Genomic DNA, 24,778 nt, shown 5'->3' with positions numbered 1-24,778 from the left:
GCATGACATCCAATAGGCAAGCTGGCGCGAACGCGTCAGCGCTATCAGCATCGACGACATCGCTGCGCCGCAGTCCTTTGCAGTCGGCGATTACCCCACACCATCCGCAATGGGTCATCATCGACGGCATGAGCACGGCGTTTCAGTTCGATACCAAAGACGCCGAGCGCATGGCTGCGTTGGGGATTGCCGATCTGTCGTTCATGTTTCGTTGCGGCTTAAAAGGGCCGCATAGCGTGGCCTGGCTGACGGCTCAGGGTTTGCCGATTCCGCAAATAAATAGTTGGGAGCCATTGCCAGGCGGCGGCATCATCGCCCGTCTTGGCGTGACAGAATTTTTGATTGAAGATAGTGCCGGTGACAGCACAGCAAAACAGCTGGCTGACGCGCTTAAAACGCGGCCGGACGGGGTCTATCCGGTATTGCGCCAAGACGCTTCATTTGCGGTGACCGGGGCTTTTCTGCAAACGCTTTTGCGGCAGACTTGCGCTATGAATTTCAACGTTCTTGATTTGTCGACACGGCCGTTGGCGCTGACCTCGATGGTCGGTGTCCAGGTATTGGTAATTCCAAGTGAGCTTAACGAACAACCGCTGTACCGGGTCTGGTTCGATGGGACTTATGCCGATTACCTTTGGCAGACCTTGTTGGGCATCGCTGGTGAGCATGGCGGTGGGCCTGTGGGTCTGGATTGTTTGATGCAGAAAAATGCAATGCAACAAAACACACGGCAACACAATTCCCACCACTTAATACCTCAACGGAGTGCGCGATGAACTTACAGGAAGCCAAAGCATTTATTGACAAGCACCAGATAAAATATATTTTGGCGCAATTTGTCGATATTCACGGCGTCGCCAAGACCAAGTCGGTGCCAGCCCAGCATCTTGACTCGATTCTTAAAAATGGCGCAGGCTTTGCCGGTTTCGCCATCTGCGGTATGGGTATCGAGCCGCACGGCCCCGATTACATGGCAGTCGGCGATATTTCCACGCTGTCGCTGGTGCCTTGGCAACCCGGCTATGCACGTATTGTGTGCAACGGACACACTAACGGCAAACCGCACAGCATCGATTCTCGCAACGTATTGCTAAAACAGGTCGAGCGCCTGAAGCAGCATGGCTGGATTCTGAACACCGGTTTGGAGCCGGAATTTTCATTGTTGCGCAAAGATGAAAAGGGCGGCATCCATCCTTTCGATGAGACCGATACGCTGGCAAAGCCCTGTTACGACTACAAAAGTAGCACCCGCACTGCCGCCTATCTGGAAGAACTGGTGGCCGCCTTGCAGGATGTCGCCATCGATGTTTTCCAGATCGATCATGAAGACGCCAACGGCCAGTTTGAAGTCAATTACACCTATAGCGATGCACTGAAATCTGCCGATGATTTTGTCTTCTTCAAGATGGCAGCATCCGAGATCGCCAACCGCCGGGGGATGATTTGTTCATTCATGCCGAAGCCGTTTGCGAATCGTCCCGGTAACGGCATGCACATGCACATGTCACTGTCGGATGGCAAAAAGAATTTGTTCGCCGATGACAGCGATCCGCGCCAGCTTGGCTTGTCGAAACTGGCCTATCACTTCATGGCGGGTTTGCTGGCGCACGCACCGGCGATCACCGCGATTTGCGCACCGACGGTCAACTCCTACAAGCGTCTGGTCGTCGGGCATTCGCTCACCGGCGCGACCTGGGCGCCAGCGTATATCAGCTACGGCAACAATAATCGTTCATGCATGGTCCGCATTCCTGAGGGACGCATCGAATTGCGTCTGCCGGATGGCGCTTGCAATCCGTATCTGGCTGCTGCCGCAGTGATCGCGGCCGGGCTGGATGGCGTCGAACGCAAGCTTGATCCGGGCGAGCCGCAAAACTTCAATCTCTACAATTTATCGGTCGCTGAGTTGGCAGAAAAAGGCATCGGCGTATTGCCGCAAACCTTGCACGACGCAGTGGCGGCGTTGGAGGAAGACAAAACGATTTGCGAAGCGCTGGGACCGGTGGCGCAAGAATTCATCGCGCTAAAACGGAATGAATGGGGCACTTACATGCGTCACGTATCGGACTGGGAAGTGGCGACGTATCTTGAGTTTTTTTAAAGACAGTATTGCGGGTTGGCTGGGCAGATTTTTCTGCTTCAGCAGGCTGGCCCGATAGTTGACAACGAATTAGTAACGAACATTGAACAATGCACTAGGAGAATAAATTATGTGTGGAATTGTTGGTTTACTCGTCAAAACGCCCGCCTTGCGTGAGCGTTTGGGTGAGTTATTGGTGCCGATGATGATAGGCATGACCGAGCGTGGGCCTGATTCTGCCGGGCTGGCGATATTTACCGATACGCTGGGCGTCGGTCATAAATACAGCCTGTATTCAGGCGGAACGGAAGCCTTTAATTGGGGCGGCGTGGCAGAGGATTTGTATAAACACCTGCGCGCCGAAGGCCGTTGCGAAGGCCATGGCAATCACGCCGTGCTGACCTGCGCGCTGGCCCCGGACGTGATCCGCCAATGGCTGAAAGAACATTATCCGATGCTGCACGTTTTGTCCTGCGGTCGCGCGATTGATCTTTACAAAGACATCGGCACGCCAACAGAGGTGTGTGATCGCTATGGGTTTGCCGGTCTGAAAGGCACGCACGCCATTGGTCATACCCGCATGGCGACAGAATCAGCGGTGACGCCGGACCGTGCCCATCCTTTTACTGCCGGTGAAGATTTCTGTCTGGTGCATAACGGTTCGTTGTCGAACCCGAATGGCTTGCGTCGCAAACTGGAACCGCAGGGCATCCATTTCGATACCGATAACGATACCGAAGCTGCCTGCCGTTTTCTGGAATGGCGGATGCGCGAAGGCGACACGCTGGACGCTGCCATCAAGAAGGGATTTGACGAGCTGGACGGCTTCTATACCTTCTTAATCGGCACCGGCGATCAAATGGCGCTGGTCCGCGATCCTTTCGCCTGTAAGCCAGCGATTGTGGCCGAAACCGATGATTACGTCGCCATTGCTTCAGAGTTTCGTTCGTTAGCGCATTTGCCTGGCGTCAAAAACGCCCACATTTATGAACCGGCCCCGGAGGAAATTTACGTATGGAAAATCTGACTTTTGATCTCGCCGAGCGATCGCTGCGTGACCTGAATCAATTCCTCCACAAAGAGGCAAACGGTAAAGGTATCAAGCAGGTAACGGTGAACAATCCTGACGGCGCGCACAACATCGCGGTCGGTCTGAACGAAGCTATCTCGGTCAACGTGCACGGACATGCGGGCTATTACGCGGCCGGGATGTTGAAGAGCGGCACGGTAACGATTTTTGGCAATGCAGGTACGGGCGTGGCAGAAAATATGATGTCTGGCAAGGTCCATGTCAAAGGTTTTGCGTCGGTTTCTGCCGGTGCTTCGGCGCATGGCGGTTTGCTGGTGATCGATGGCGACGCATCGCTACGCTGCGGTATTTCGCTCAAGGGGGCGGATATCGTCGTCGGCGGATCGGTGGGCAGTTTCTCCGGCTTTATGGCGCAAGCCGGACGGATGGTGATCTGCGGCAATACCGGCGACGCACTCGGCGATTCGCTGTACGAGGCGGTCATTTACGTGCGCGGCAACATCAAGTCGCTAGGTGCCGATGCCCAACTCGAACCGATGAAGGATAGCGATTATCAGGAAGTCGGGGAATTGCTCGATAAAGCCGGTTTGCCGCACGATCCGAAAGATTTTAAACGCGTCGCCTCGGCCCGGAAGCTGTACCACTGGAACGCGGATGCCAACCAAGAATATTGAGCTAGGAGTAAAGCATGAGTAATAACGAACACATACTAAAGCGGATGCTCAAGGAAGAAAGCGCTGGCTTCGACCGTAAAACGATTGATTACATCCAAAATGCTGCGGCACACGGACTGTATGAGATTCGTGGGCTGGGTGCTAAACGGGCATTACCGGGTTTCGATGATTTGCTGTTATTGGGTGCATCGTTGTCGCGTTATCCGCTGGAAGGTTATCGGGAAAAATGTGTCACCAAGACGTTGTTGGGAACACGTTTTGCGAAGAAACCGATCGAGTTGGAAATTCCGATTACCTTCGCCGGGATGAGCTTTGGTGCGTTGTCGGCTAACGTCAAAGAATCGTTGGGCCGCGCCGCGACTGAACTCGGCACCTCGACGACGACTGGCGATGGCGGGATGACGCAAGAAGAGCGCCAATCGTCTAAAACGCTGGTGTATCAATGCTTGCCATCGCGTTATGGTTTTAATCCGGACGATGTACGCAAGGCGAATGCGATTGAACTGGTGATCGGGCAAGGCGCGAAGCCGGGCGGCGGCGGGATGCTGCTGGGACAAAAAGTTTCGCCACGGGTAGCCAAAATGCGGACGCTGCCAGCGGGTATCGATCAACGTTCCGCCAGTCGTCATCCGGATTGGACCGGCCCGGACGATCTGGTGATCAAGATTCAGGAATTGCGTGAAATGACAGATTGGGAAACGCCGATCTACGTCAAGGTTGGGGCGACGCGAACGTTTCATGACGTGAAGCTGGCGGTGCATGCCGGTGCGGATGTCATTGTGGTTGATGGGATGCAGGGCGGGACAGCGGCGACGCAAACTTGCTTCATTGAGCATGTCGGGATTCCGACGCTGGCAGCGTTACGTCAGGCGGTGGATGCGCTGGAAGATTTGAATATGAAGGGGACCGTGCAGTTGATCGTCTCCGGCGGGATTCGGAGTGGGGCGGATGTTGCCAAGGCGCTTGCAATGGGCGCGGATGCGGTTGCCATCGGGCAGGGTGTGTTGATTGCACTTGGCTGTAATAGTGATTCGTATGTGTTGGATGGGATTCATCATGATGCTACGGAAGACTATGCCAAGTTGGGGACAGCGGCGGGGTTTTGCCATAACTGTCATACGGGGAAATGTCCGGTTGGGGTGACGACGCAAGATCCGATTTTGTCGCAACGGTTGCATCCGGATATTGGGGCTAAGCGGTTGAAGAATTATTTTAAGACTGTGAATATGGAGTTGACGACGATTGCACGGGCTTGTGGGAAGCAGAATGTGCATCATTTGGAGCGGGAGGATTTGGTGGCGTTGACGATAGAAGCTGCGGCGATGGCGAGGGTGCCATTAGCGGGGACTGATTGGATACCAGGGTATTCTAAGTTTTGATGCTTTAGTTCGGTTGGACGGTTGGCGCTCCGTGGGGACTGTTTGATTTGGTGATTTTTTGAGGCGGGATGTGCTCCGTTGATGCTTGCCGGGCCGCCCCCGGCTTGCATCGACCGAGCGCCGACCGTTTCAATTACAGACACCCCAGCAACCGTAAATCGATGACCAAATTTACAACTTTCTTCAGGAAATGCAAGATGGCATCCAACATCCTTGATGGCAAAGCACTAGGCCTAGAACTACAAGATGCACTACAACTCCAGGTAAAAAAGCTAACCGCAGCCGGCACAATCCCAGCGCTAACCGTAATTCTGGTAGGCGATGACCCCGCATCTCAGGTCTACGTCCGCAACAAAGTCCAAACCTGCGAACGTACCGGCATTCGCTCAGAAATGATCCGCTATCCAAGCGACGTTTCCCCTGCCATCGTACTAGCAAAAATCGCCGAATTAAACGCCGATCCCACCATCGACGGAATATTAGTCCAACTCCCCCTACCAAAACAATTCGACGAAAAAATCGTGCTAGAAGCAATTTCCCCCATCAAAGATGTAGACGGCTTCCACGCCGAAAACGTCGGCGCATTAAATCAAGGCTCGCCTCGCTTCATCCCCTGCACGCCCTACGGCGTAATGAAATTACTAGAAAAAGGTAAAGTCGACTTAAAAGGGAAGGAAGCCGTCATCGTAGGCCGCTCTAACATCGTCGGCAAACCAATGGCAGCATTACTGCTAGCAAAAGGCGCCACCGTCACAATTTGCCATTCGCACACCGCCGACCTCGGCTTCCACACCCGCCGCGCAGACATACTCGTTGCCGCAGTCGGCCGCCCAAACATGCTTACCGGCGACATGGTAAAACCCGGCGCAGTCGTCATTGACGTCGGCATCAACCGACTAGAAAACGGTCGCCTCTGCGGAGACGTAGATTTCGCTTCCGTGCAAGAAAAAGCCGGATTGATTACCCCCGTTCCAGGCGGCGTCGGCCCGATGACAATTACGATGCTATTGACCAATACTGTCGAAGCCGCAGTACGACGCAGCTTGCAATAAATCAGCCTATTTTAAGATTGCTGTGAAGGCGATTAAAGATAGTCTGCTTGAAAGTAAATGAACCGCCATCAAAAAATAACTTTGCCGTATCGATTTCAAATTGATACGGCAAAATTGTTGTCCCCATAAAGATAGATGCCACCCCATGTAGTGCGCAAATGCTTGTCAAAAAAACTGCACATTGTAGATTTAGGGAAAATTCTTAACCTTGGGGTAAACCAAGGGCAGAGCAATCGTATTAAGTGGCTTTGATCGTATAAAACCGCACCATCCACGCTGATTTAGCGGTTGACCGCAGTTTTCTGCGGGGTTACCGTGGCAGCGTTCCTCAAAAAACAACCAGATACGACCGTCCGCTATACAAAACACTGACCGCGCAATGCACCGCGAATAATGCGGAATTCGTCCCTGTTGCTCCTTGGACAGCGAAGGCAAAGAAGCCTTGCCGGTATTGTTTTGTGTCAGCGCTGTAAAGCGCATCATTTGCCGCCCGCCCCGTTTACCGACGGGGAGTTGCTCCCGGAATATAGGATAGACCCCATGCCAGACGCCAAGCCGCCTAAAAAAGTAAACTCCCTCTCTTCAGATATGGCTGCTGATGCATTTAGCTTGATGAATGATGAGGCAAAAAGTGCCCACTTTGCGCAGTTCGCCAGCACCACTGCCGACATCTGTATGGGGATATATACCTGCCTGAATATCATTGAAGCCAGCCAGCGCGCACATCCTGACAATCCGGCAGGGGCTGCTGCCGCTGCAAAGTCGCCACAGGTGACGTCTGCGCAGGCGCTGGCTTTGCAGAAATTTGTCCGCTCCTCAGCGTTGTTAATGCATGCGTCTGCCGAGAGTCATATCCATGCGATCCAGGCCCACACTGACGCCCAGAAAGAGACCTTGATGGCCATCAAAAGGGCGCTAAAGCGTGATGCTGAATAAGGCTTCTTGTTTTTGCTGGCAGAGAGCTGCTAGCCTGAACGTTTTTGTCCGGCGTTAGTAGCGCGGCTTCCATCACAGCGCGTAAAGAACGTTTTGCCTGACAGCGTATTGCGTGCTGATCAGGCATAAACGGAAAAATATCAAACAACCGAGCAACCAAACTATCAAGCAAGCTATCCTGATATTTCCTGCATTCAAACGTCATTCAAACGTCGGATAAATAGTTATCGACAAAAACCGTAACGGAAATTTAATCAATCGCTCCGGTCCGTGCGGGATATCCGCTTGAAAAGTGAACGAATCGCCGGGCTCCAGAAGATAAGTTTCGGTGCCGTGGCGGTATTCAATTTCCCCTTCCAGCATATAAATAAACTCCGTCCCCGCGTGTTCAAAGGTGGGAAATGTCTCCGATTCATCATTCAGCGTGATCAAAAACGGCTCGAATAACTTGGTCGGCCCCTGATCGTAAGCCAGCAGATGATAAGTATGACCGCGCTTGGTGCCGCGTCTGACCACCTCCATGCCTTCGCCGCTTTTAATGAGTTGCGCGCTGCCTTCCGGTATGTCGTATTGCCGAAACAATGACGACATCGATACGCCCAGACCGCTGGCAATGCGCGACAGGGTTTCCAGACTGGCTGAGGTTTGGCCGTTTTCTATTTTCGACAACATGCTGCGGCTGATCTCTGTTCGCAGGGCGACTTCTGCGATGGTCAGATTGTGTTTCAAGCGTAATTCATGAATCGCGCTACCGACGTAGCGCGTCAGCGATGGTTCGGGCTTTTGATTGTCTTTTTCCATAATCCTTGTAACGGCGCGTGACCGCTGATGCATTTTTGAAGGTCGCTTGGGTGACTCTAAGGGTGCTGGCGTTGCTGAACTCATAGCTAACTGTCGCGAAACGCCAGGCGACTTTGATGACTTTCGTAATCTTGTCATGATTTGGGTCCTGAGTGTGCCAATAACCAACCTTCAAATGATCCGGGATCTATCTTTTTCTTGCGCGTCGTTCAGACTGCCGGTCTTGCAGCAATATGTACGGTTAAACATCTGCCGTATTCCGCTTGCTACTAATAAGTGCAAACGCAGTTGTCCTCTCTATCCGGCCTCCGGACCGTCTACAGAATTCCTCCAAATACCAACACCCCCAACTGAGTAACCCAAACGGCGTATTGAAACATGCGCGCAACCCCCTATACGATACCTAACGATACTAGAGTATCTGCCGAGGGTGGAGACCCCGAGCCGAAAGAATAATGATGATGGTAGTTAGCAACGGTATCAGGCGTAAAAGACTGCATCCTGCAGCGCTTCGGACTGAATGTCCTCATAAATTTTGCCATTGAGCAACCCCCAATCCGAGTTCTAAATAAAACGTATGCAGAGGAAGAAATCTGGAATATTATGCCCTGATTAATTCTTATCAGTAAATTAAATTTCATATCATTACATAATAAAGGGAGATTTAAAGACAACAATAGGCAGGAAATGACGACCTGAATCAGCTGTATTCAGGGCTATCGTTCATTGGCACAAAGTTTGCTCTACAAACATTCAGTTCTTTGGGGGAATCAAAAATTCCTAACGTGAAACATAATTCCACGCAAATTGGTGCAAAACCGCACTGATTATTGCCCGTTTTTGTTGATGACCGCACCAAAAGGAGGCTTTATGAGAAAAGTAACATCCGCCAGTTCTGTCACGGGTTTCCGCATTATCAGATCCACCCCGACAGCCATTGCCCGACCCACTGATCGTCCATTTTCCGGCACAGAATTTTCTGCCGTTCGCGGTTCCAACCCGCCTTGCATGTCTTTCCTAGCGGAGGCAGCATGAAACAAATCTCCGCAACTGATGCTGCCTCTCTTAAGCGCGTTTTAGAACCGCCGCAGGGAGAAAACAGCCTGCAAAGAAGTATCAACTGGACGGGGGCGTTCTGGGTTGCCTCCGGCGTACCGGCGTTAGTCTTGTTTTCGATAGGCGCAATTGCCGCCACGGTGGGTCAGCCGGCCTACCTTATCTGGATCGTCTCGATAGTAATGGGTTTTTTTCAGGCGTTTATTTACGCTGAAATCGCAGGCTTATTTCCAAACAAATCGGGTGGTGCGTCGGTCTACGGCGCCATCGCCTGGGTCCGTTATTCCAAATTTATTGCGCCGATTTCGGTGTGGTGTAACTGGTTCGCATGGTCGCCGGTGCTGGCGATTGGGTCCGGGCTGGCGGCAGGCTACATTCTGACCGGTCTGTTCCCCGCCGACGCGCTGATCAACACCTGGCAATTTACATTGCTTGATCTGGACATCGTTGGCAAAGGATTGACGCTGCGGCTGAATGCGACATCGATAGTCGGTGCGGTCATTCTGCTAGCGTGCTTCGCGGTGCAACATCGTGGGCTGTCCGGTTTTGCCAAGTTGCAGGCGGTACTCGGTCTTGCTGCACTATTCCCACTGACGATCATTGGCCTGGTGCCGCTGCTGACCGGCGATATGCCGTCTTCGCATTTTGTTCCTTTGTTGCCGCTTGCCCATGATGTTAAAGGCGCGGTCATTTTCGGTTCGTGGAATATGGCGGGCTGGACCTTGATGGCGGGCGGTATGTTTATCGCGGCCTGGTCAACGTATGGCTTTGAAACGGCCGTCTGCTATACCTCCGAATTCAAAGACCCAAAGAAGGACGTTTTCAAGGCGATCTTCTTTTCCGGTTTGCTGTGCCTGGCGATCTTTACGCTGGTGCCGCTGGCGTTCCAGGGCGTGTTAGGTCTGGATGGGATGCTCGATAAGGGGATTTACGACGGGTCCGGCGTGGCAAAGGCGATGGCGCACATGATCGGCGGCGGGATATTGGTCCAAAACGTGATCGTCATCATGCTGATTCTGGCGCTGGTGTTGGCGATCATGACATCGATGGGCGGATCGTCGCGCACGCTGTATCAGGCTGCTTATGATGGCTGGTTGCCGAAATATCTGACCCGCGTCAACAGCCATGGCGCGCCGACCGCTGCGATGTGGACCGATCTTGGCTTCAATCTGATTTTGTTGCTGATGTCAGATTATGTGATGGTGCTGGCGATGTCCAACGTTGGTTACATCATCTTTAATTTCCTTAATCTGCAAGCTGGCTGGATCCATCGGATCGACCGTAAACACCGCGAACGTCCTTACAAAACCAAAAATATCATGATCGTCTTTGGCGCGTTTCTGGGCTTCGTCAATCTGGCGTTTATGGGCCTTGGTGCGGATATCTGGGGCGTCGGTACGTTGCGTAACGGGCTGATCTTTGCTTCGCTGATTGTGCCGGTATTCCTGTTCCGCCACTACGTGCAGGACAAGGGCGTGTTCCCTAGCTCAATGGCGGAAGACCTGGAACTGGAAGAGGCACAACTGACTAATCGAGCCGGTCTGTGGCCGTTCGTGGCGTTGGCTGCAGGGATTGCGGTGGTCTGGGTTTGCCATTCGATTGCTGTCTTGCCATAGCGAATTGCAGGGGGTACGGATGCGCGTACCTCCTTTTTACGTCTGCAACGTTTTTTTAATAAGCAACAACGCAGTACCGAGCAAAAATAATACACGGCGAGATGTCTAGTTTTTTGGAGGTAGTCAAATTGCGCGGTCTTAGACCGGGTAATGCAGAGGAGCTGATAAATGTTGATTTCAGGTATCAAGAGCAAGCCCACGTACCGAGAGCTTGCACCGGATGGTTCAGGACACCGACACTTGCTGATTGCGCAAGGACAGGGAGGCGAAGGAATTAGTCGGTTGCATGCAGCTTTGCAAGCCTTTGGCGAAGAGAGCGCCAACATCGAAATTTATTATGCGAGCGAATCTATTCTGAATGCCGATCGGACCGAGATGGTACGTGCGGCAGGCGCCACAGCCGATGCTGGCACGCATATTTTTGCGAGTTGCGCTGCGTTGACAGAGGCGCTCAGGATTGTATTAAATACCTCTGAGATGGGGATGCGCATGTATATCTGCGGGACCGAACGGTTTATCTGGACGGTCACCAATCTCGGCCTTGAATTCGGTATCCGCGATGATGAAATTCAGCAAGAACATGCCGACTCAGAAGCGCGTCAGATCGCCTGCGTGCATTGTCAGGGACTGACCTATCCCGTCAGAACCAACATTGTGCGTTGCGCTGCCTGCGGTCGCCATTTGCTAGTGCGCGATCATTTTTCACGCCGCGTAAACGCCTATATGGGCGTGCAAATTGATGCTGAAGCACCCGGAGAAATTCCCGCTATCGTGGAGGTATACGCGCCATGACTTATCAAAAAACCTTGCACGTCCGTGTAGTTGCCGTCAATCAAGCTAGCCCTGAGATTCGCCATTTTGTTTTAGAGTCGCTCGACGGTGCCGATCTGCCGCATTTTTCGGGCGGCAGTCATGTCGTGGTGATCATGCGCCACGATGGGCATACTTACAAAAATCCGTATTCGCTGATGGGCGATGGTTATCACAGCCGGCAATATCACATCGGCGTACGGCGTGAAGCACCATCGCGTGGCGGCTCGCATTTCATGCACGATAACGTCAAGCCCGGCGACATGCTGGAACTGATGCCGCCAGCGAATTTGTTCATGATCGATACCTTTGCGCGTAAACATTTGCTGATTGCGGGCGGTATCGGCATTACGCCGATACGCTCAATGATTTTCGATCTGAAACGCAGCCATACCGATTTTGATTTGCACTATTGCGTGCGCAATCCAGAGCACGCGGCATTCTGGGATGATCTTGAAGAGGAATGCGGCCCCCGCGCCAAGTTGCATACGGGTGAAAATCGGCTGGATATTCCAGGATTATTACGCTCGCAACCTAGCGGCACGCACGTGTATGTGTGCGGTCCGCAGCGGATGGTTGAGGGCGTGCGCGCGGTTGCCGCCGACATCGGCTGGAGCCCCTGCCACGTGCATCACGAAGAGTTCAGTCACGCCACCGGCGGCGCACCGTTCGACGTCTTGCTGGCAAGCAGCGGCCGCAAGATTCCGGTAGCGCATAACCAGACCTTGCTTGAAGCATTGGAGGATGCAGGACTGGAACCGGCCTATATGTGTCGCGGTGGAGTATGCGGTGCGTGCGAGACGGCGGTGATCGACGGCCAGATCGATCATCGCGATCACTTTCTGACCAATGATGAAAAAGCAGGCATGCAAAAAATGATGATCTGCGTATCGCGCGGTGCCTGTGGGCGCATCGTCGTCGACTTATAAAAATGAGGGAGATCCAGACATGTCTGTAATGAAATCCGCTGAACATTTTCGTGCGCCGTACACGTTTTCTAACAGCGCTGAAGCGATCCAACGTTTTCCGTTCCCGTATCCGGAAGATCAGTATATGTACTCGGTAAATATCGAGCAGCATAACGGCGGCCCCAAGGGGTCTGTGTACGAACATCCTTTCGATGTCGATGAGCATTATCTGGGCGAGGTCGCCGATCGGCGTCTGGTGTTGGCCGCCGATCCGCTGCGCTGCCAGATTTTGCCGCATATGGAGACCGCTTCCTGGGATACGTTAGAGCTACTGATGGAGTCGCTTTCGCGTGATTATCCGACGCATTTTTCGTTGACCAAAAACGGCGATGAATGGACTTGGGAAAACCGGTTGATGAAGATCAAGAATACATTCTTTTTCGGCAATGCCGCGACGCTGCCATACCCGCCGCTGGAATACATCACGCGCCAGGCGCAGGGCGATTTTGTCATCATGGATCAGCGCAACAACAATCTCTACATGGACGCGGGTATGGTGACCACACAGGCCGATTGGTCATTGAATTTCGATCTCGGCATGGATTTTATGGAATGGCATGGCCCGGTCCCGCTGGCGCATGAATTGGGGGTGTTTGATCGGGCGTTAAAATTCCTTTTGCTGCTGCAAGTGGGCCGCCCGGTACGTCGTCTTAACTGGACTATGACAATCAATCCATTGCTGGATACCTCGCCGGAAAACTATGATAAGTGGGGACCAGACCGCGCTACTGTCACCGCTGAAAATGCCGGTAAGTTAGTACATCTGCGGGTGGAGTTGCAAACCTTGTTCCGTCTGCCGCGCTCGAACGGTATTTTGTTCGGCGTGCGCGTGTATCTGATTCGCCTTGATGAACTGGTGCAAAATCCGGCATGGGCACGTCGCATGCATCGGGTGTTGCAGGGACTACCGCCAGAATTGATCGACTATAAAGGCCTGACGCGTTTTCGTGAGCACGCGATTAGTTGGCTCTCGCAGTTTGACGATGGCACGCCGTCCCCGCCGAAGGGTTTGTTGTCAGGGCTGAACTAACGACGAATGCTCGTCCTGTTTTTAAGAAAAAAACAGGACGAGCATCGGAAAAATAGATCAAATTCACTTTAGCGAGCTTGCCGGTTTAGCTGGTATACACCGCCATTTTTTGCGATTCGGCTGACGAAAGCCGCGATACAACCCTATGAAGGGCGCTGTAACCGGTGTCTCTGGTCTATCCACCATGGCACCAATGTTCATTGAAGATTGCTGCCTAAGGTATTGGTGGCGGCGCGCTGGTAGGTGCTACGTCGCATTTGGATTGATAAAACGTGCTGCGGTGTTTTATGATGCGCTTTCCTGTCACGGAAGCCGACACGCTATGAATGACAACGCTGCGCAATTTTTGCAACCTACTCTGGTCGGGATGACCGTTGAATTGCTGCCGCTTCAGCCAGAACATGCGGCCGGACTGCTAGACGCTGCGGCAGACGGTCAATTGTGGAACATGACATTAACGGTCGTTCCGGGGCCCGAAACAGTTGACAGTTACATCACCAAAGCACTGGAAGGCCGACAGGCTGGGACGGTCATGCCATTTGTGATCGTCAGGCGCGATACAGGATCGATTGTCGGCTGCACGCGTTTCTGGAAAATTGATGCTGCGAATAGAAAGATGGAAATCGGACATACCTGGCTGAGTCAGTCAGTCCAGCGCTCGGGCATCAATACCGAAGCCAAGTACCTGTTGCTGAGCCATGCATTCGACGTCATGAACGCCGTCCGCGTGCAGTTCACGACAGACGAACTGAACGAAAAATCGCGGGCAGCGATTCTGCGCATCGGTGCAAAACTAGAAGGTGTCGTGCGCCATGAACGCATCATGCCGGATGGCCGCAAACGTAATTCGATCCGCTTCAGCATCATCGATACCGAGTGGCCGGAAGTGAAGATGATGCTGGAACAAAAGATCGCCGGATAAACGATGCGCTGATCATCAGGGCCGTTGCCAGCCTCTGGCAGCTCGGATAAAGATAGTCGCTCTGCCAGCGGCGCGACGATAAAACGTTAAATCGGCATTAAAAAAGAAGATCATCCGATCTTCTTTTTCCCCTTAAAACGCTGACAAGTCCTCCTGCTTATTTAAAATCCCATTCCATTTGGCGTGTAATGGGAATATCCCGCGTACTTGCTACGCATAACGCGAGATAGTCAGTAAATCGCGGCGGTGATGGGATGCCTTCTTTCAAGATATTATTATTGCTAAATACATAATTTAAACTGGCAAATTCCGCGTACAGCTTCAACGCGCGAGTCAGCAAGCGCGGATTGCAATGCGGAATGCGCTCCCTGATGCGGGTCAGCAGACACTCTACGTCGCTGACTTCGATATGTTCATATTCGCTAGACGTTACATCGGCAAGTTTGGCGGCGGCCGTCGCGATACGCCAGCGCTGCGCTATAGTGCAGGTCGCCAAGCTGGCCGCCGTAACCAAGGCCGCGCATGGTGCTGGCAAACAAGCCGTTTTGCATCTGATAGTCCAGCAACAGCGCCGGGCCGACTCTATTTTGATTGGATCCCGAATAGCGGGGGCCGTAGGCCGCACCGGCGCCTATTGTCAGCATGTTCTCTTGCTTGTTATCTTGTTTATTCTGGGGTTTGGCTTCAGCTTGCGCGCTGGCGCTGTGTAAAAAACCCAGCGCAACCAATGCCAACATGGCAAGCTTGAACGGTTTTACTATTAGTCTGAGGGATGTTGGTCGGCGGCTAAAATGGATGTTGCAAGGTGTCATGGTCAATGTCCGAAATAAATTGAAAAGGCGCGACCAGCATCAATCCGATTACTGGCTGTCAGGTTTCAAAGTATCCTTGGGCGATATGAAGAAGACCTATGGCTTGCGTGAAGCCTTTCTGAAGAGAGAAAGGCTGGTCCGGTAACCGCGTTTCTTTAGCCATTCTTCAGGCGACGATGATTTAATAAAACGATGAAAATACTATTAATTGAAGACGATCTCGACCTTGGTAACGGCGTGCGAATTGCGCTGTCCGATCAAGGAATGGAGGTAATTTGGGTCCGGCAGCTAGAGGCTGCAGCCCGGCATCTGGAAACGAATGTCTGCGATTTGGTACTGCTCGATCTGGGTCTGCCGGATGGCGACGGCTTGACGTTATTAGTGCGCCTGCGCCGGGATCGGCAAGATTTGCCGATCATCATCATGAGCGCCCGCGATGCCCTTAATGACCGACTGCATGGTCTCGACAGCGGTGCCGATGACTATTTGGTCAAGCCCTTTGTGCTCGCCGAATTGCTGTCCCGGGTGCGCGCATTGGCGCGGCGTAGTTTCGGCTATGAAGGCGAAACCCTCGAACTGCGCGGCCTTAGTCTGCATGTGCCGACCCGTCGCGTCAGCATAGAAGACAAACCAGTAGAGCTGACCGCCAGCGAATACACCTTGCTCAAAATCTTACTGATGCGCATCGACCGCGTGATGACCCGCCGCAATCTGGAAGATCAGGCCCTGCCCGGTGGACAAAGCAATGCCAGCAACACGCTGGATGTGCATATGGCCAATTTGCGCCGCAAGATCGGTGACGGCTATATCCGCACAGTGCGCGGCGTCGGTTATGTGATCGACCAAAAAGCGCCGGCGCGGAGCGAACGTAAATGATCCTGGCTTGGTGGAAGCGTTTGTTGAGGCCAACGTTGGTACGTCGGCTGCTAATGGCGCAAATGCTGCTGCTGACGGTGATCTGGAGCTTATTACTCGGCTACGTTTCGTTGGCGACCAACGCCAATACCAACAATCTGCTGAACTCCCAGGCGACCTATAACGCGGTCTTGAACGTCATCGATAATTTGGTCGATGCGCCAGCACAGCGCCGCTATCACGCCATCTATTTGCTCGATCTGGCGTTGCGCGAAGAGTACGATGTTGAGAAAACCCCTGAACTCGCCCCCGCGCTGGTGGTGCGGCAGGGTAAAGACCTTATTTATCAGTCTGAGGGCGCACCTGTCGGTGTCATGCCGACGATGTCAGACGCAATACAAATTTTTCATGTCAACGGCGTGCGCTGGAAAGCGCGTACAGACCGCTCGAAAAACTCGGACATTAGCGTCACGATTAGCGTTCCGTCCGATAAATTACAATTTTTTATCACCTTAAATTCGCATGGCTATTATATTTTGCCGCTGCTGATTAGCCTGCCTTTCCTGCTGATTCCGGCATGGCTGTCATTGCGTTTCGGCCTCCGCCCATGGAGCAAAGTAGTGCGCGAGATTGCCATGCGCGGTCCTGAAGATTTACGACCATTGTCGTTCAAGCCCAAACATCTGGAGCTTCGGGCCATGGTCGACAGCATTGACGATTTGCTGCAACGGGTAAACGAAGGTGCGATACGCGAACGCTATTTTATCGCCGATGCGGCCCACGAATTGCGGACCCCGCTGGCAGCAATGCGCATCAACGCAGAAGCCTTGCAAAGTAAGACGCAAGACCCGCGCGACAGTGAGTTGCTGGACGGCATCATGAACAGCAGCAATCGCGCTACGCGGCTAGTGCGGCAGTTGTTGCAACTGATGCGCAGCGACACCAACGATACCGCCCTGCCGCAAAAATTGATGCTGGATGCACTGCTGCAAGACCGGCTGGCAGCGTTGTCGCCATTGGCAAGCCTACAGTTTGTAGAGCTTGAACTAACCTCGGACAGCGAGGTTTTTATTATGGGAAAACGCGAAGATCTGGAATCATTGATTGATAATCTGATCGAAAACGCCATCAAATATAGCCCACCCCACGATACCGTCACAGTGCAATTGCACAGCAGCATCAATGAAGTATTGTTGAGCGTCAGCGATAACGGCCCCGGCATCGGCCCAGCTCTGCGCGAACGGGTATTCGACCGTTTTTTCCGCGCACCCGACCAGACCCAAAATGGCAGCGGTCTGGGATTATCGATTGCCAAAGCGGTAGTAACCCGCCACGGCGGAAAAATCCGCGCGCAAATGAATGACAATAACCGTGGCGCGTTGGTGATTGTCACGCTGCCGCTGGCGGTTTGTTGATGGACAGTCGCTTGGGCGGCGCTCTTCTTGTATCAATATTCTGAATGATTCTTTGGTCGGCCGTAGCCTGTAAGTCACTGGAATGTACAATATTTTGTGCTTTTCATGACGCAGTCTGAGTTGATTTCCCCATCAAAATAGCTGCGGTATTGCTGCTGCAAGAATTTTCGCTGTGGTGAGCAAGGCTAGTCGCGGTGTGGCATCTTTCCCCAACACCAATTGCACATCCGTCTCTTTACGCATTTGCGTATCAAGCACCAGCAACGGCGCAGCTGGCAGCTTTAGGCCGACGCGGGCTGCATCATAGTAAAAACCATCCCGATAGCGAACTATGGTGCGATTTTGCTGAAACGGTTTGAGGTTCGAAAGTCGGGCTGTTGGCAGACCGTTTTGCACCATCGTCTCCGCTACTTTTCTTGCCAGATCAGGTATGCCATTGGCATTCGTCACTTCAAAATTAAATCCTTTGTTTTGTTGCGAACTTTGCGGTGGACTTTGCTGCGCTTCCTTAGGCTGGACCGGGTTGCGGCTGGTATTGAGCGTCACGCTGGGAAGCTGCGTTGGGGCCTCCAGATCGATACTTTTACCGCTGGTTAACGCAGGCAGCGTGCTATTGTTTTTGACGCTGGTCAACGTGTTTACCGTTACGAGCTTCGACAAAATATTCCCCGATGCAAATTGCGATGGTTCTGGTTCGCCCATTTTCTGCTGCGCCTTAGCAAGATTATTGCGGGTGCGCAGGTTATTCGGCTCTAGTACCAGCGCTTGATTGAATGCGGCCACTGCACCGGCATAATTACCTTGCAAATAAAAAGCATAGCCAAGGTTGTTTTGGACATGCGCGAGTTGGGGATTTTTCGCCAGAATCGCGTTGAATGCAGCGATGGCTTCGTCGAATTTACCTTGCGCCGAATAAATCGTCCCAAGCGCATTTTGCGCATCAATATAATCGGCATTCAGCGCCGCCAGCGCTTGTCGATAGGCGTCTTCCGCTGCTTGCAGACGATTTTGCCCTTGCAGATAGCGGCCTAATTGATAGAAGCCGCGCGCGCCGCTGTCGGAGTTACGAATCCGCAGCAGAGGGTCCATGCGCATGGTTTGCATATTGGGTGCTGGCGTTGCGTGCGTTCCAGTCAAGCTGCTGCATCCCAGCAATACCGGCGTACTGCACACTAACGGCAGCAGCAAACAGGTCCGTTGCATGGCTTTTTGCACAGTTTGCTTCATGATTGCGCTCCTGAAAGGGTGAGTTCGTTGCACTGCTCTGCAAGCTTATTTTGTAATCCGCAAAATGGCCGATGCCAGTTTGTCGAAACAAGGCGCTAAGGCATTCTCGTCCACTGCATGGCAATAAATACCGACTGGCTGGCCCGCCCCGGCAGTAACACAGCGCGGCAGCGCATCACCGGTATTCGCCATACATTTGAGAATGTCTTCGCCCTTGTCGCTAGGAGGCGGCCCGTTGGCATTGATCAGTTCAGTACCAAGGCCCAGCGTGAAAACAAAAATACCTTCGGCGCGTGATTTGGTTGCCATCGCCTCTAATAGATTGCGCGAGGCACGGTTAATATTGGTCCAGGTTTTTGCATTCGTGCTGGTATCGTTGGTGACCACACGCGGACTGTTGGTAATGATCGGAAATTCCGTATCTGTCAGACTATGTGCGTTATAAAAGTTTGGCAGCGCAGCGGGATCCAGGTTTTTGACAATTTGGTTACCCGGATTACATTTTCCGGCAGCAAGCTGGTTTTGCTGATCATATTTCCATAGGCCTTCGGGCGTGCCGGTACCGGTGCCATCGCCGGTAATGAGTGAACCAGCGGTAAGACAATCTGCTGGCGTCTTGAACTTGAATACGGATGCAATCGTATTCGGTGAGCCGTCGGAAAAGAACACGATCACCCTCAGGCTAGAGCGATTCGCCAACGCGATGCTGTTGAGCTGATTGCGTGCATTCCACATTCCTTCGGGCGAGTTGGTCAATCCGGCAAAATTTAATTTGCTGATTTGGCTGTTCATGGTGGCGATATCGAAGCCTCTTTGGACCGGCCTGATGGCATCATCCAAAAATGCCCCGTACGAAAAATGGATTAGCGCAACCCGGTCCAGCAGGGGATTGAATTTTGTCAAAAACAATTTCGCATTGGTCCGGACCGTCGCAGCGACTGATGACATCGATCCCGATGTATCCATCACAAACGCCAAATCTAAATCTTTGCGTATCGTCTGGGCAGAGGCGGCGACGTGCATAAATTGAAAATTCATGACGTGCATAAACGTCACCGGCACGGCGGCGCTGGCATTGCCATCAATGGTGACTTGCCCGCCATTAAAAACAAACGTCGGATCGGTAAAATTAACGGTCGTACCCAGATAGCCGGTAGGGTAATTAGCGTTAAAGAATTCTCGCGCCGCTTGCGTGCCGCTGGCGATCTGCTCAGCCTGTGTTGCACCTTGCGTCACCGCTCTTGCTGCGGCGACCACGGACGAATCGATTGCCGCGTTGAGTTTGGCCTTGGTCATGTACGCCAACGCGGTATCAATCGCCAGGCCAATCGCGCCCATCAGCACCACCAGTGAGATGGCGACGATCAGAAAAACCTGTCCGCTCTGTCTGGTCAGTTTTGCTGGTTTTGCTGGATTGATCGTTCTCATGCTAACTCCCCAAATTATTTCAGAAGATTGTCGCGGCGTAGAGATTCGGGCCGATTTGCCCTATCGTGCCGGTTCCGACATTCAAGCCGTTGAAGAACATATTGAAGTTGTAAAAAGCTTCGACCGCGTACACCACCTCGCCGTCCGCCAATAAGCCGGTCATCGCATTCGCCGTGCTGGCGCTGTCGGGATTGGATGGGATGCTGCTGCAACTGCCATCGCTGGCCCAATTGCTGCAAGTGGAGATCGTACTGGCCGGAAAATAGCCAGTACTGCCTTGCCAGCGATACTGTTCCAGAATCACGTTTCTGACCACGCCGCCTTGCAGATGCCCCATCACTTTAGAGATGTAAATCATGCCGCGCGTCGACATATCCAGCGGCGGTGCGGTGGAGGCCAGCGCCGTCATCAGATTCTGGCTAGACGTGCTAGTCAACGAGGCACCGCGTGAAGCGATGTTCGCGCCTTCCCGACTGATATTGATCAAAATAGTATTCGCCTGAATCGCCCGTGCACAATCGACCACCGGAATCGACAACAGTGTCAGCACCGGCAAAATAAGGGCAAATTCCACTGCGACAATGCCAGAGCACGCACGACGCAGACGGCTGATGCGTTGGTTGTTTTTCATTGAAAGGCCTCATTACGCATCGTGGCGGCAACGTTGAACTGGTATTTTCCGCCGGTAAAAAACGGTCTCAGTACGGTCAAATTTGACCAGGTGCAATTAACCAGTTGCAGAACAATGATGTCGCCGGGGCCGCCAAACAGCGTGGGCGACGGCGCGCTGGCGTTATACGTCTGGCTGCTTTGCGAACTGCCGTCGCTGCCGTAGTTGGTAATCGCTATCGTCGGCGCGACCGAGTCATACAGGCCCATCGAACTATTTTTTATTTCCTGTATGACGGCGGCATAACGCTGTTGGGCGGCAGCGTTGGGATCAAGATTGCTTTGTCCCGTAATCGCATAGCGCGCCCCTTCCCGGACCGCGTATTGCATCGTCAGGTTGACCCAAAACATGGTGCCGAGATCGATAATGGCGAACAACAGAAAAAAGAATAACGGAGCCAGCAACGCAAACTCAACTGCCGCGATACCTTTTTCGAATGCTCTTTTGAGTGCGCCTTTGCGCATTTTCGCAATCATGATGTTCACCCGTCTGTGTGATGTCACCAATCCATCAATGTCACCAATTTCACCCATTTCATCGTTGCCGCCGCTGCGGATTGGGCCATGCCATTACGATCCCAGTCCCGGCAGCAAAGTGCGATAAATCTGAATCACTGCTGGCCCCAGCAGCACCAGCAGCAGGGCAGGAAAAATACAAAATATCAGCGGAAACAACAGCTTTAGCGCAATTTTTGCCGCGCATTCTTCGGCCATCTGGCGCCGTTTGATACGCAGACTTTCCGAATGGACTCGCAGCGAATCGGCGATACTGGTCCCGAAGCGCTCCGCCTGAATCAGCATCGCGACCAACGTATCGACATCTTCCACGCCGGTACGCATTGCCAGATTGCGCAGCGCTTTTTCTTTGCTGCTGCCTGCCCGTAATTCCAGCGTCACGATATGGAATTCTTCGCTGATGACGGGGGTATTGCCCGCCATTTCTTCGGCCACGCGGGCGATGGCGGCGTCCATCGCAAGACCGGCCTCGATGCACACCGTTAACAAATCCAGCGCATCAGGAAACGACTCGAAAATGGCACGTTTGCGTAACGTGATTAATTTCGAAAGAATCAGATTCGGCAGATAAAACCCTATCGCGGCAGCCACCAACAGACAAAGCAGTAACGGCGAGGTTGTCAGCTTTACGGTGAAAATAACCAACGTCAGCCACACTAAAATCGGTAAGGCGCTTGCCAATAGCGTTTTTGCGCCAAAGTAAATGATCTGCACGTGTGGACCGCGAAAACCGGCATTCATGAAGCGCGTACGCAATGCCGATTGTTCCCATCCTTCTTCGGGTATCGACAGTTTCGCCAGCGGAGTAGACAGTTTCACGACTCTGGCGATCCAGGTATTCTCTGGATTTAAGTCTGCTGCAATCGGTCCATTTTCCCCCGCAAGACGTTGCAAACGCTGCTTCACCGAGCTGGGCGAGATCTGACGTATCAGCAATATCGAGAAGCCGAAAACGACGCAAAAGATCAGCAACAGATAAATTATTTGGATGAGTGGCATGGCCTTTTCCCTTACTTTTTTATGTGCTACTGATGACTTTATTCAGACCCGGATACGGATCAGTTTGCGCATCCAAAAAATGCCGATCACCATCAATCCCAGCATCACCGCCAATAGCTTTCTGCCAAGCTCATCGGTCCATAACACTTTCATGAAGGCGGGATTGATCACATTCAGCAAAGCCACCAGACAAAATGGCAGCAAACTCAGAATCCAGGCGGACAACCGTCCCTCAGCCGAAAATACCCGTATTTGTCCAAAAAGCTTGAGGCGTTCGCGAATAATCCCGGCAATATTGCCAAGGATTTCAGTCAGATTGCCGCCGGTTTCGCGCTGGATCAACACTGCCACCACGAAGTAGCTGACATCCGTACTTGGCACGCGTGTTGACAGATTTCTTAGCGCATCTTTCATCGAAATCCCATAGTTCACTTCATCGAAAACGATGCGAAATTCGTTGGCAATAGGCGCCGCCATTTCGTTGCCGACCATCTGGATCGCAGAAGGCAACGCATGTCCGGCGCGCAGGGCCCGGCTCATCAGATCAAGCGCATCAGGCAACTGGCGTTCGATATGTTTCATGCGCTTTTGTTTTTTGCTGAAAATGAACAGCAGCGGCACGAAGATGGCAGCAATGGCGACTGGCAATACGATCAGCAAAGGAACGTGAAAAAATACCAGCAACACCAGCGCGCCCAGACCCATTCCCAGCGACCAGAGGCAAAACTGCCCGACGTTCAGCGTGGTGCCGGATTGCTCCAGCAAGCGATCCAGAAGATGAACCCGCGGCGCTCTCAGCAGCAAACGTTGTGCGCCTGCCGTTTCGCTCAGCAGCCTTTTTTTGATGATCGACAGATCCTGCCGTCCTTCATGCGCGCCTGCCGACATGATTTGCAAACGTCGCGAGATGCGTTTGGCGACCGGCCCACGGGTTGTATTCCAGGTCGCATACACGCCCTCAAGCAGCAGCACCACTGCGATGAAAATGGCTACTACAAAAAATATATACAGATAATCCACCATAGCCTCCTGCTGGTTTTATAGGGCATCTTAGTGGCCACCTTATTGGCCACCTTCTTGCCCATCTGATGGCCCGCTTATTTAAGCAGTCCTTGCCGGTTCTACACCTCATAAATCCGGGATGGCTCAAATAACGCATCGGGCAATTCCACGCCATACATACGCAAACGTTCGGTAAAGCGCGGGCGCACGCCGGTCGCGCAAAAATGGCCCGTTACAGCACCGTTGCTGGTCACGCCGGTTTGGCGGAAGGCAAAAATTTCCTGCATGGTAATCACATCGCCTTCCATGCCGGTTATTTCCTGAATGCTGACCAGTTTGCGTTTGCCGTCCGATAAACGCGCGATCTGGACCACGACTGAAATCGCGGTGCTGATTTGATGCCGGGCGATTTTCGATGGCAGATTCATCCCGCCTAGTCCGATCATATTTTCCAGCCGGGTCAGCGCATCGCGTGGGGTATTTGCATGGATGGTTGCCAGCGATCCTTCATGGCCGGTATTCATCGCTTGCAGCATATCGATGGCCTCGGCCCCGCGTACTTCGCCCAGAATGATGCGGTCGGGGCGCATCCGCAGTACATTTTTTACCAGTAGACGTTGCGTGATTTCGCCCTTGTCTTCGATATTCGGGGGCCGGGTTTCCAGTCGCACGACGTGCGGCTGTTGCAGCTGCAATTCAGCGGCGTCTTCAATGGTCACGACACGTTCAGTCACGCCGATATAGCTCGACAGCACATTGAGCAAGGTCGTCTTGCCGCTACCGGTGCCACCTGAAATAATCATGTTCAGTTTAGCTTTTGCCAAGCCCTGCAACACTTGCACCATGGCCGGAATCAGACTCTGAAACGAGACGAAATCATCCATCGTCAGCGGTTTGGTGGCAAATCGCCGGATCGACATGATCGGGCCATCAATCGCCAGCGGCGGAATGATCACATTCACCCGCGAACCATCGGGCAGACGCGCATCGACCATCGGGCTGGACTCATCGATACGACGGCCCACGCGCGACACAATTTTGTCGATAATTTTCATTAAATGCGCGTTGTCGTTGAAGCGAATATCGGTGCTTTCCAGCTTGCCGAAACGTTCGATGTAAACGTGTTTATAGGTGTTCACCAGAATGTCGGAAATTGTCGTATCGGCCATCAACAATTCCAGCGGCCCAAAGCCCATCATTTCGTATTGAATGTCGCGCACCATGCTTTTGCGTTCGAGATCGTTGAGCACGATGCTGTCCGCTTCCAGCAATTGCTCCACCAGATTTTTCAGTTCAAAGCCCAGTTGTTGCTGCGTCAGACTTTCCATCACTTGTAGATCAATGCGATCCAGCAACGTGCTGTGTATCCGGGTCTTTAGATCGCGATACACGCGGTTGTCGATAGAGCGCATATGCATCGACGCAGGCATCGCGGTAATGCCGTCGGCTTGGTGGCTGTCAAGTTGGTCGCGGAGTGACATGATGGCTGTCCTTTGGGTTG

At 52.8% G+C, this 24,778-nt stretch carries 23 protein-coding genes; 14 read left to right on the top strand and 9 right to left on the bottom strand.

Translation table 11 applies throughout. The features are described 5' to 3' along the window. Nucleotides 1–2 precede the first annotated feature (2 nt). The 7 genes from C7W93_RS18015 (at nucleotide 3) to C7W93_RS17985 (ending at nucleotide 7,151) form a co-directional block, all read left to right on the top strand. The gene (locus C7W93_RS18015; protein ID WP_146177580.1) at nucleotides 3–776 is read left to right on the top strand and encodes a hypothetical protein; all 774 of its coding nucleotides are present in this window, start codon (nucleotides 3–5) and stop codon (nucleotides 774–776) included. Beyond that, nucleotides 773–2,101 (top strand): type III glutamate--ammonia ligase, encoded by a 1,329-nt coding sequence (gene glnT / locus C7W93_RS18010; protein WP_108441635.1) that lies wholly within the window; start codon nucleotides 773–775, stop codon nucleotides 2,099–2,101. Before C7W93_RS18015 ends, glnT begins: the two co-directional genes overlap by 4 nt. 109 nt (nucleotides 2,102–2,210) lie before the next feature. After that, nucleotides 2,211–3,107 (top strand): class II glutamine amidotransferase, encoded by an 897-nt coding sequence (locus C7W93_RS18005; protein WP_108441634.1) that lies wholly within the window; start codon nucleotides 2,211–2,213, stop codon nucleotides 3,105–3,107. Further along, nucleotides 3,095–3,784 carry a protein glxC gene (locus C7W93_RS18000; protein WP_108441633.1) on the top strand — a complete coding sequence of 230 codons (690 nt, stop codon included), beginning with the start codon at nucleotides 3,095–3,097 and terminating at the stop codon, nucleotides 3,782–3,784. Before C7W93_RS18005 ends, C7W93_RS18000 begins: the two co-directional genes overlap by 13 nt. A gap of 14 nt (nucleotides 3,785–3,798) precedes the next feature. After that, nucleotides 3,799–5,163 carry an FMN-binding glutamate synthase family protein gene (locus C7W93_RS17995; RefSeq protein ID WP_108441632.1) on the top strand — a complete coding sequence of 455 codons (1,365 nt, stop codon included), beginning with the start codon at nucleotides 3,799–3,801 and terminating at the stop codon, nucleotides 5,161–5,163. Between the two features lie 197 nt (nucleotides 5,164–5,360). Then, entirely contained in the window at nucleotides 5,361–6,215 is an 855-nt protein-coding gene (gene folD / locus C7W93_RS17990) for a bifunctional methylenetetrahydrofolate dehydrogenase/methenyltetrahydrofolate cyclohydrolase FolD (RefSeq protein ID WP_108441631.1), read from the top strand. 540 nt (nucleotides 6,216–6,755) lie between these two features. Beyond that, entirely contained in the window at nucleotides 6,756–7,151 is a 396-nt protein-coding gene (locus C7W93_RS17985) for a hypothetical protein (RefSeq protein WP_108441630.1), read from the top strand. Nucleotides 7,152–7,352: 201 nt separating this feature from the next. Here the strand turns inward: C7W93_RS17985 and C7W93_RS17980 are convergent, their stop codons facing one another. Further along, complete coding sequence (locus C7W93_RS17980; protein ID WP_201747284.1) at nucleotides 7,353–7,952, bottom strand: XRE family transcriptional regulator; 600 nt, start codon at nucleotides 7,950–7,952, stop codon at nucleotides 7,353–7,355. Nucleotides 7,953–8,983: 1,031 nt separating this feature from the next. Here C7W93_RS17980 and C7W93_RS17970 point away from each other — a divergent pair. The 5 genes from C7W93_RS17970 (at nucleotide 8,984) to C7W93_RS17950 (ending at nucleotide 14,354) form a co-directional block, all read left to right on the top strand. Continuing rightward, a complete protein-coding gene (locus tag C7W93_RS17970; protein ID WP_108441627.1) occupies nucleotides 8,984–10,624 on the top strand; it encodes an APC family permease in 1,641 nt (546 codons plus the stop codon). A gap of 168 nt (nucleotides 10,625–10,792) precedes the next feature. Then, nucleotides 10,793–11,416 (top strand): dimethylamine monooxygenase subunit DmmA family protein, encoded by a 624-nt coding sequence (locus tag C7W93_RS17965; RefSeq protein WP_108441626.1) that lies wholly within the window; start codon nucleotides 10,793–10,795, stop codon nucleotides 11,414–11,416. Next, nucleotides 11,413–12,363, top strand: a complete 951-nt coding sequence (locus C7W93_RS17960; RefSeq protein WP_108441625.1) for a PDR/VanB family oxidoreductase — start codon at nucleotides 11,413–11,415, stop codon at nucleotides 12,361–12,363. The genes C7W93_RS17965 and C7W93_RS17960 overlap by 4 nt, the downstream gene beginning before the upstream one ends. A 19-nt stretch (nucleotides 12,364–12,382) precedes the next feature. Then, a complete protein-coding gene (locus C7W93_RS17955; protein ID WP_108441624.1) occupies nucleotides 12,383–13,432 on the top strand; it encodes a DUF3445 domain-containing protein in 1,050 nt (349 codons plus the stop codon). Between the two features lie 322 nt (nucleotides 13,433–13,754). After that, nucleotides 13,755–14,354 (top strand): GNAT family N-acetyltransferase, encoded by a 600-nt coding sequence (locus tag C7W93_RS17950; RefSeq protein WP_108441623.1) that lies wholly within the window; start codon nucleotides 13,755–13,757, stop codon nucleotides 14,352–14,354. Nucleotides 14,355–14,776: 422 nt separating this feature from the next. Here the strand turns inward: C7W93_RS17950 and C7W93_RS17940 are convergent, their stop codons facing one another. Next, on the bottom strand, nucleotides 14,777–15,166 hold the full coding sequence (locus C7W93_RS17940; RefSeq protein WP_108441621.1) for a MipA/OmpV family protein: 390 nt from the start codon (nucleotides 15,164–15,166) through the stop codon (nucleotides 14,777–14,779). A gap of 192 nt (nucleotides 15,167–15,358) precedes the next feature. Between C7W93_RS17940 and C7W93_RS17935 the strand changes: the two genes are divergently transcribed. Together C7W93_RS17935 and C7W93_RS17930 are read left to right on the top strand one after the other, a co-directional pair. Continuing rightward, a complete protein-coding gene (locus tag C7W93_RS17935) occupies nucleotides 15,359–16,042 on the top strand; it encodes a response regulator (protein ID WP_108441620.1) in 684 nt (227 codons plus the stop codon). Then, nucleotides 16,039–17,436, top strand: coding sequence for a HAMP domain-containing sensor histidine kinase (locus C7W93_RS17930; RefSeq protein WP_108441619.1), 1,398 nt, complete (start codon nucleotides 16,039–16,041; stop codon nucleotides 17,434–17,436). Before C7W93_RS17935 ends, C7W93_RS17930 begins: the two co-directional genes overlap by 4 nt. 132 nt (nucleotides 17,437–17,568) lie before the next feature. On the opposite strand, the gene C7W93_RS17925 is transcribed toward C7W93_RS17930, so the two are convergent. The 7 genes from C7W93_RS17925 to C7W93_RS17895 all read right to left on the bottom strand — a co-directional run bounded on the left by C7W93_RS17925 (nucleotide 17,569) and on the right by C7W93_RS17895 (nucleotide 24,758). After that, entirely contained in the window at nucleotides 17,569–18,663 is a 1,095-nt protein-coding gene (locus C7W93_RS17925; protein ID WP_108441618.1) for a LytR C-terminal domain-containing protein, read from the bottom strand. Nucleotides 18,664–18,708: 45 nt separating this feature from the next. After that, nucleotides 18,709–20,091 (bottom strand): VWA domain-containing protein, encoded by a 1,383-nt coding sequence (locus tag C7W93_RS17920; protein ID WP_108441617.1) that lies wholly within the window; start codon nucleotides 20,089–20,091, stop codon nucleotides 18,709–18,711. Between the two features lie 19 nt (nucleotides 20,092–20,110). Further along, on the bottom strand, nucleotides 20,111–20,722 hold the full coding sequence (locus C7W93_RS17915; protein ID WP_108441616.1) for a TadE/TadG family type IV pilus assembly protein: 612 nt from the start codon (nucleotides 20,720–20,722) through the stop codon (nucleotides 20,111–20,113). Further along, nucleotides 20,719–21,237 (bottom strand): TadE/TadG family type IV pilus assembly protein, encoded by a 519-nt coding sequence (locus C7W93_RS17910; protein ID WP_225869927.1) that lies wholly within the window; start codon nucleotides 21,235–21,237, stop codon nucleotides 20,719–20,721. The genes C7W93_RS17915 and C7W93_RS17910 overlap by 4 nt, the downstream gene beginning before the upstream one ends. A 93-nt stretch (nucleotides 21,238–21,330) precedes the next feature. Further along, nucleotides 21,331–22,275, bottom strand: coding sequence for a type II secretion system F family protein (locus C7W93_RS17905; protein WP_108441615.1), 945 nt, complete (start codon nucleotides 22,273–22,275; stop codon nucleotides 21,331–21,333). Between the two features lie 42 nt (nucleotides 22,276–22,317). Beyond that, entirely contained in the window at nucleotides 22,318–23,295 is a 978-nt protein-coding gene (locus C7W93_RS17900; RefSeq protein ID WP_201747314.1) for a type II secretion system F family protein, read from the bottom strand. A gap of 101 nt (nucleotides 23,296–23,396) precedes the next feature. Further along, on the bottom strand, nucleotides 23,397–24,758 hold the full coding sequence (locus C7W93_RS17895; RefSeq protein WP_108441613.1) for a CpaF family protein: 1,362 nt from the start codon (nucleotides 24,756–24,758) through the stop codon (nucleotides 23,397–23,399). Nucleotides 24,759–24,778 lie beyond the last annotated feature (20 nt).

Source organism: Glaciimonas sp. PCH181 (genome assembly GCF_003056055.1).
Lineage (GTDB): Bacteria > Pseudomonadota > Gammaproteobacteria > Burkholderiales > Burkholderiaceae_D > Glaciimonas.
This window is presented reverse-complemented; position numbering and strand designations above follow the sequence as displayed.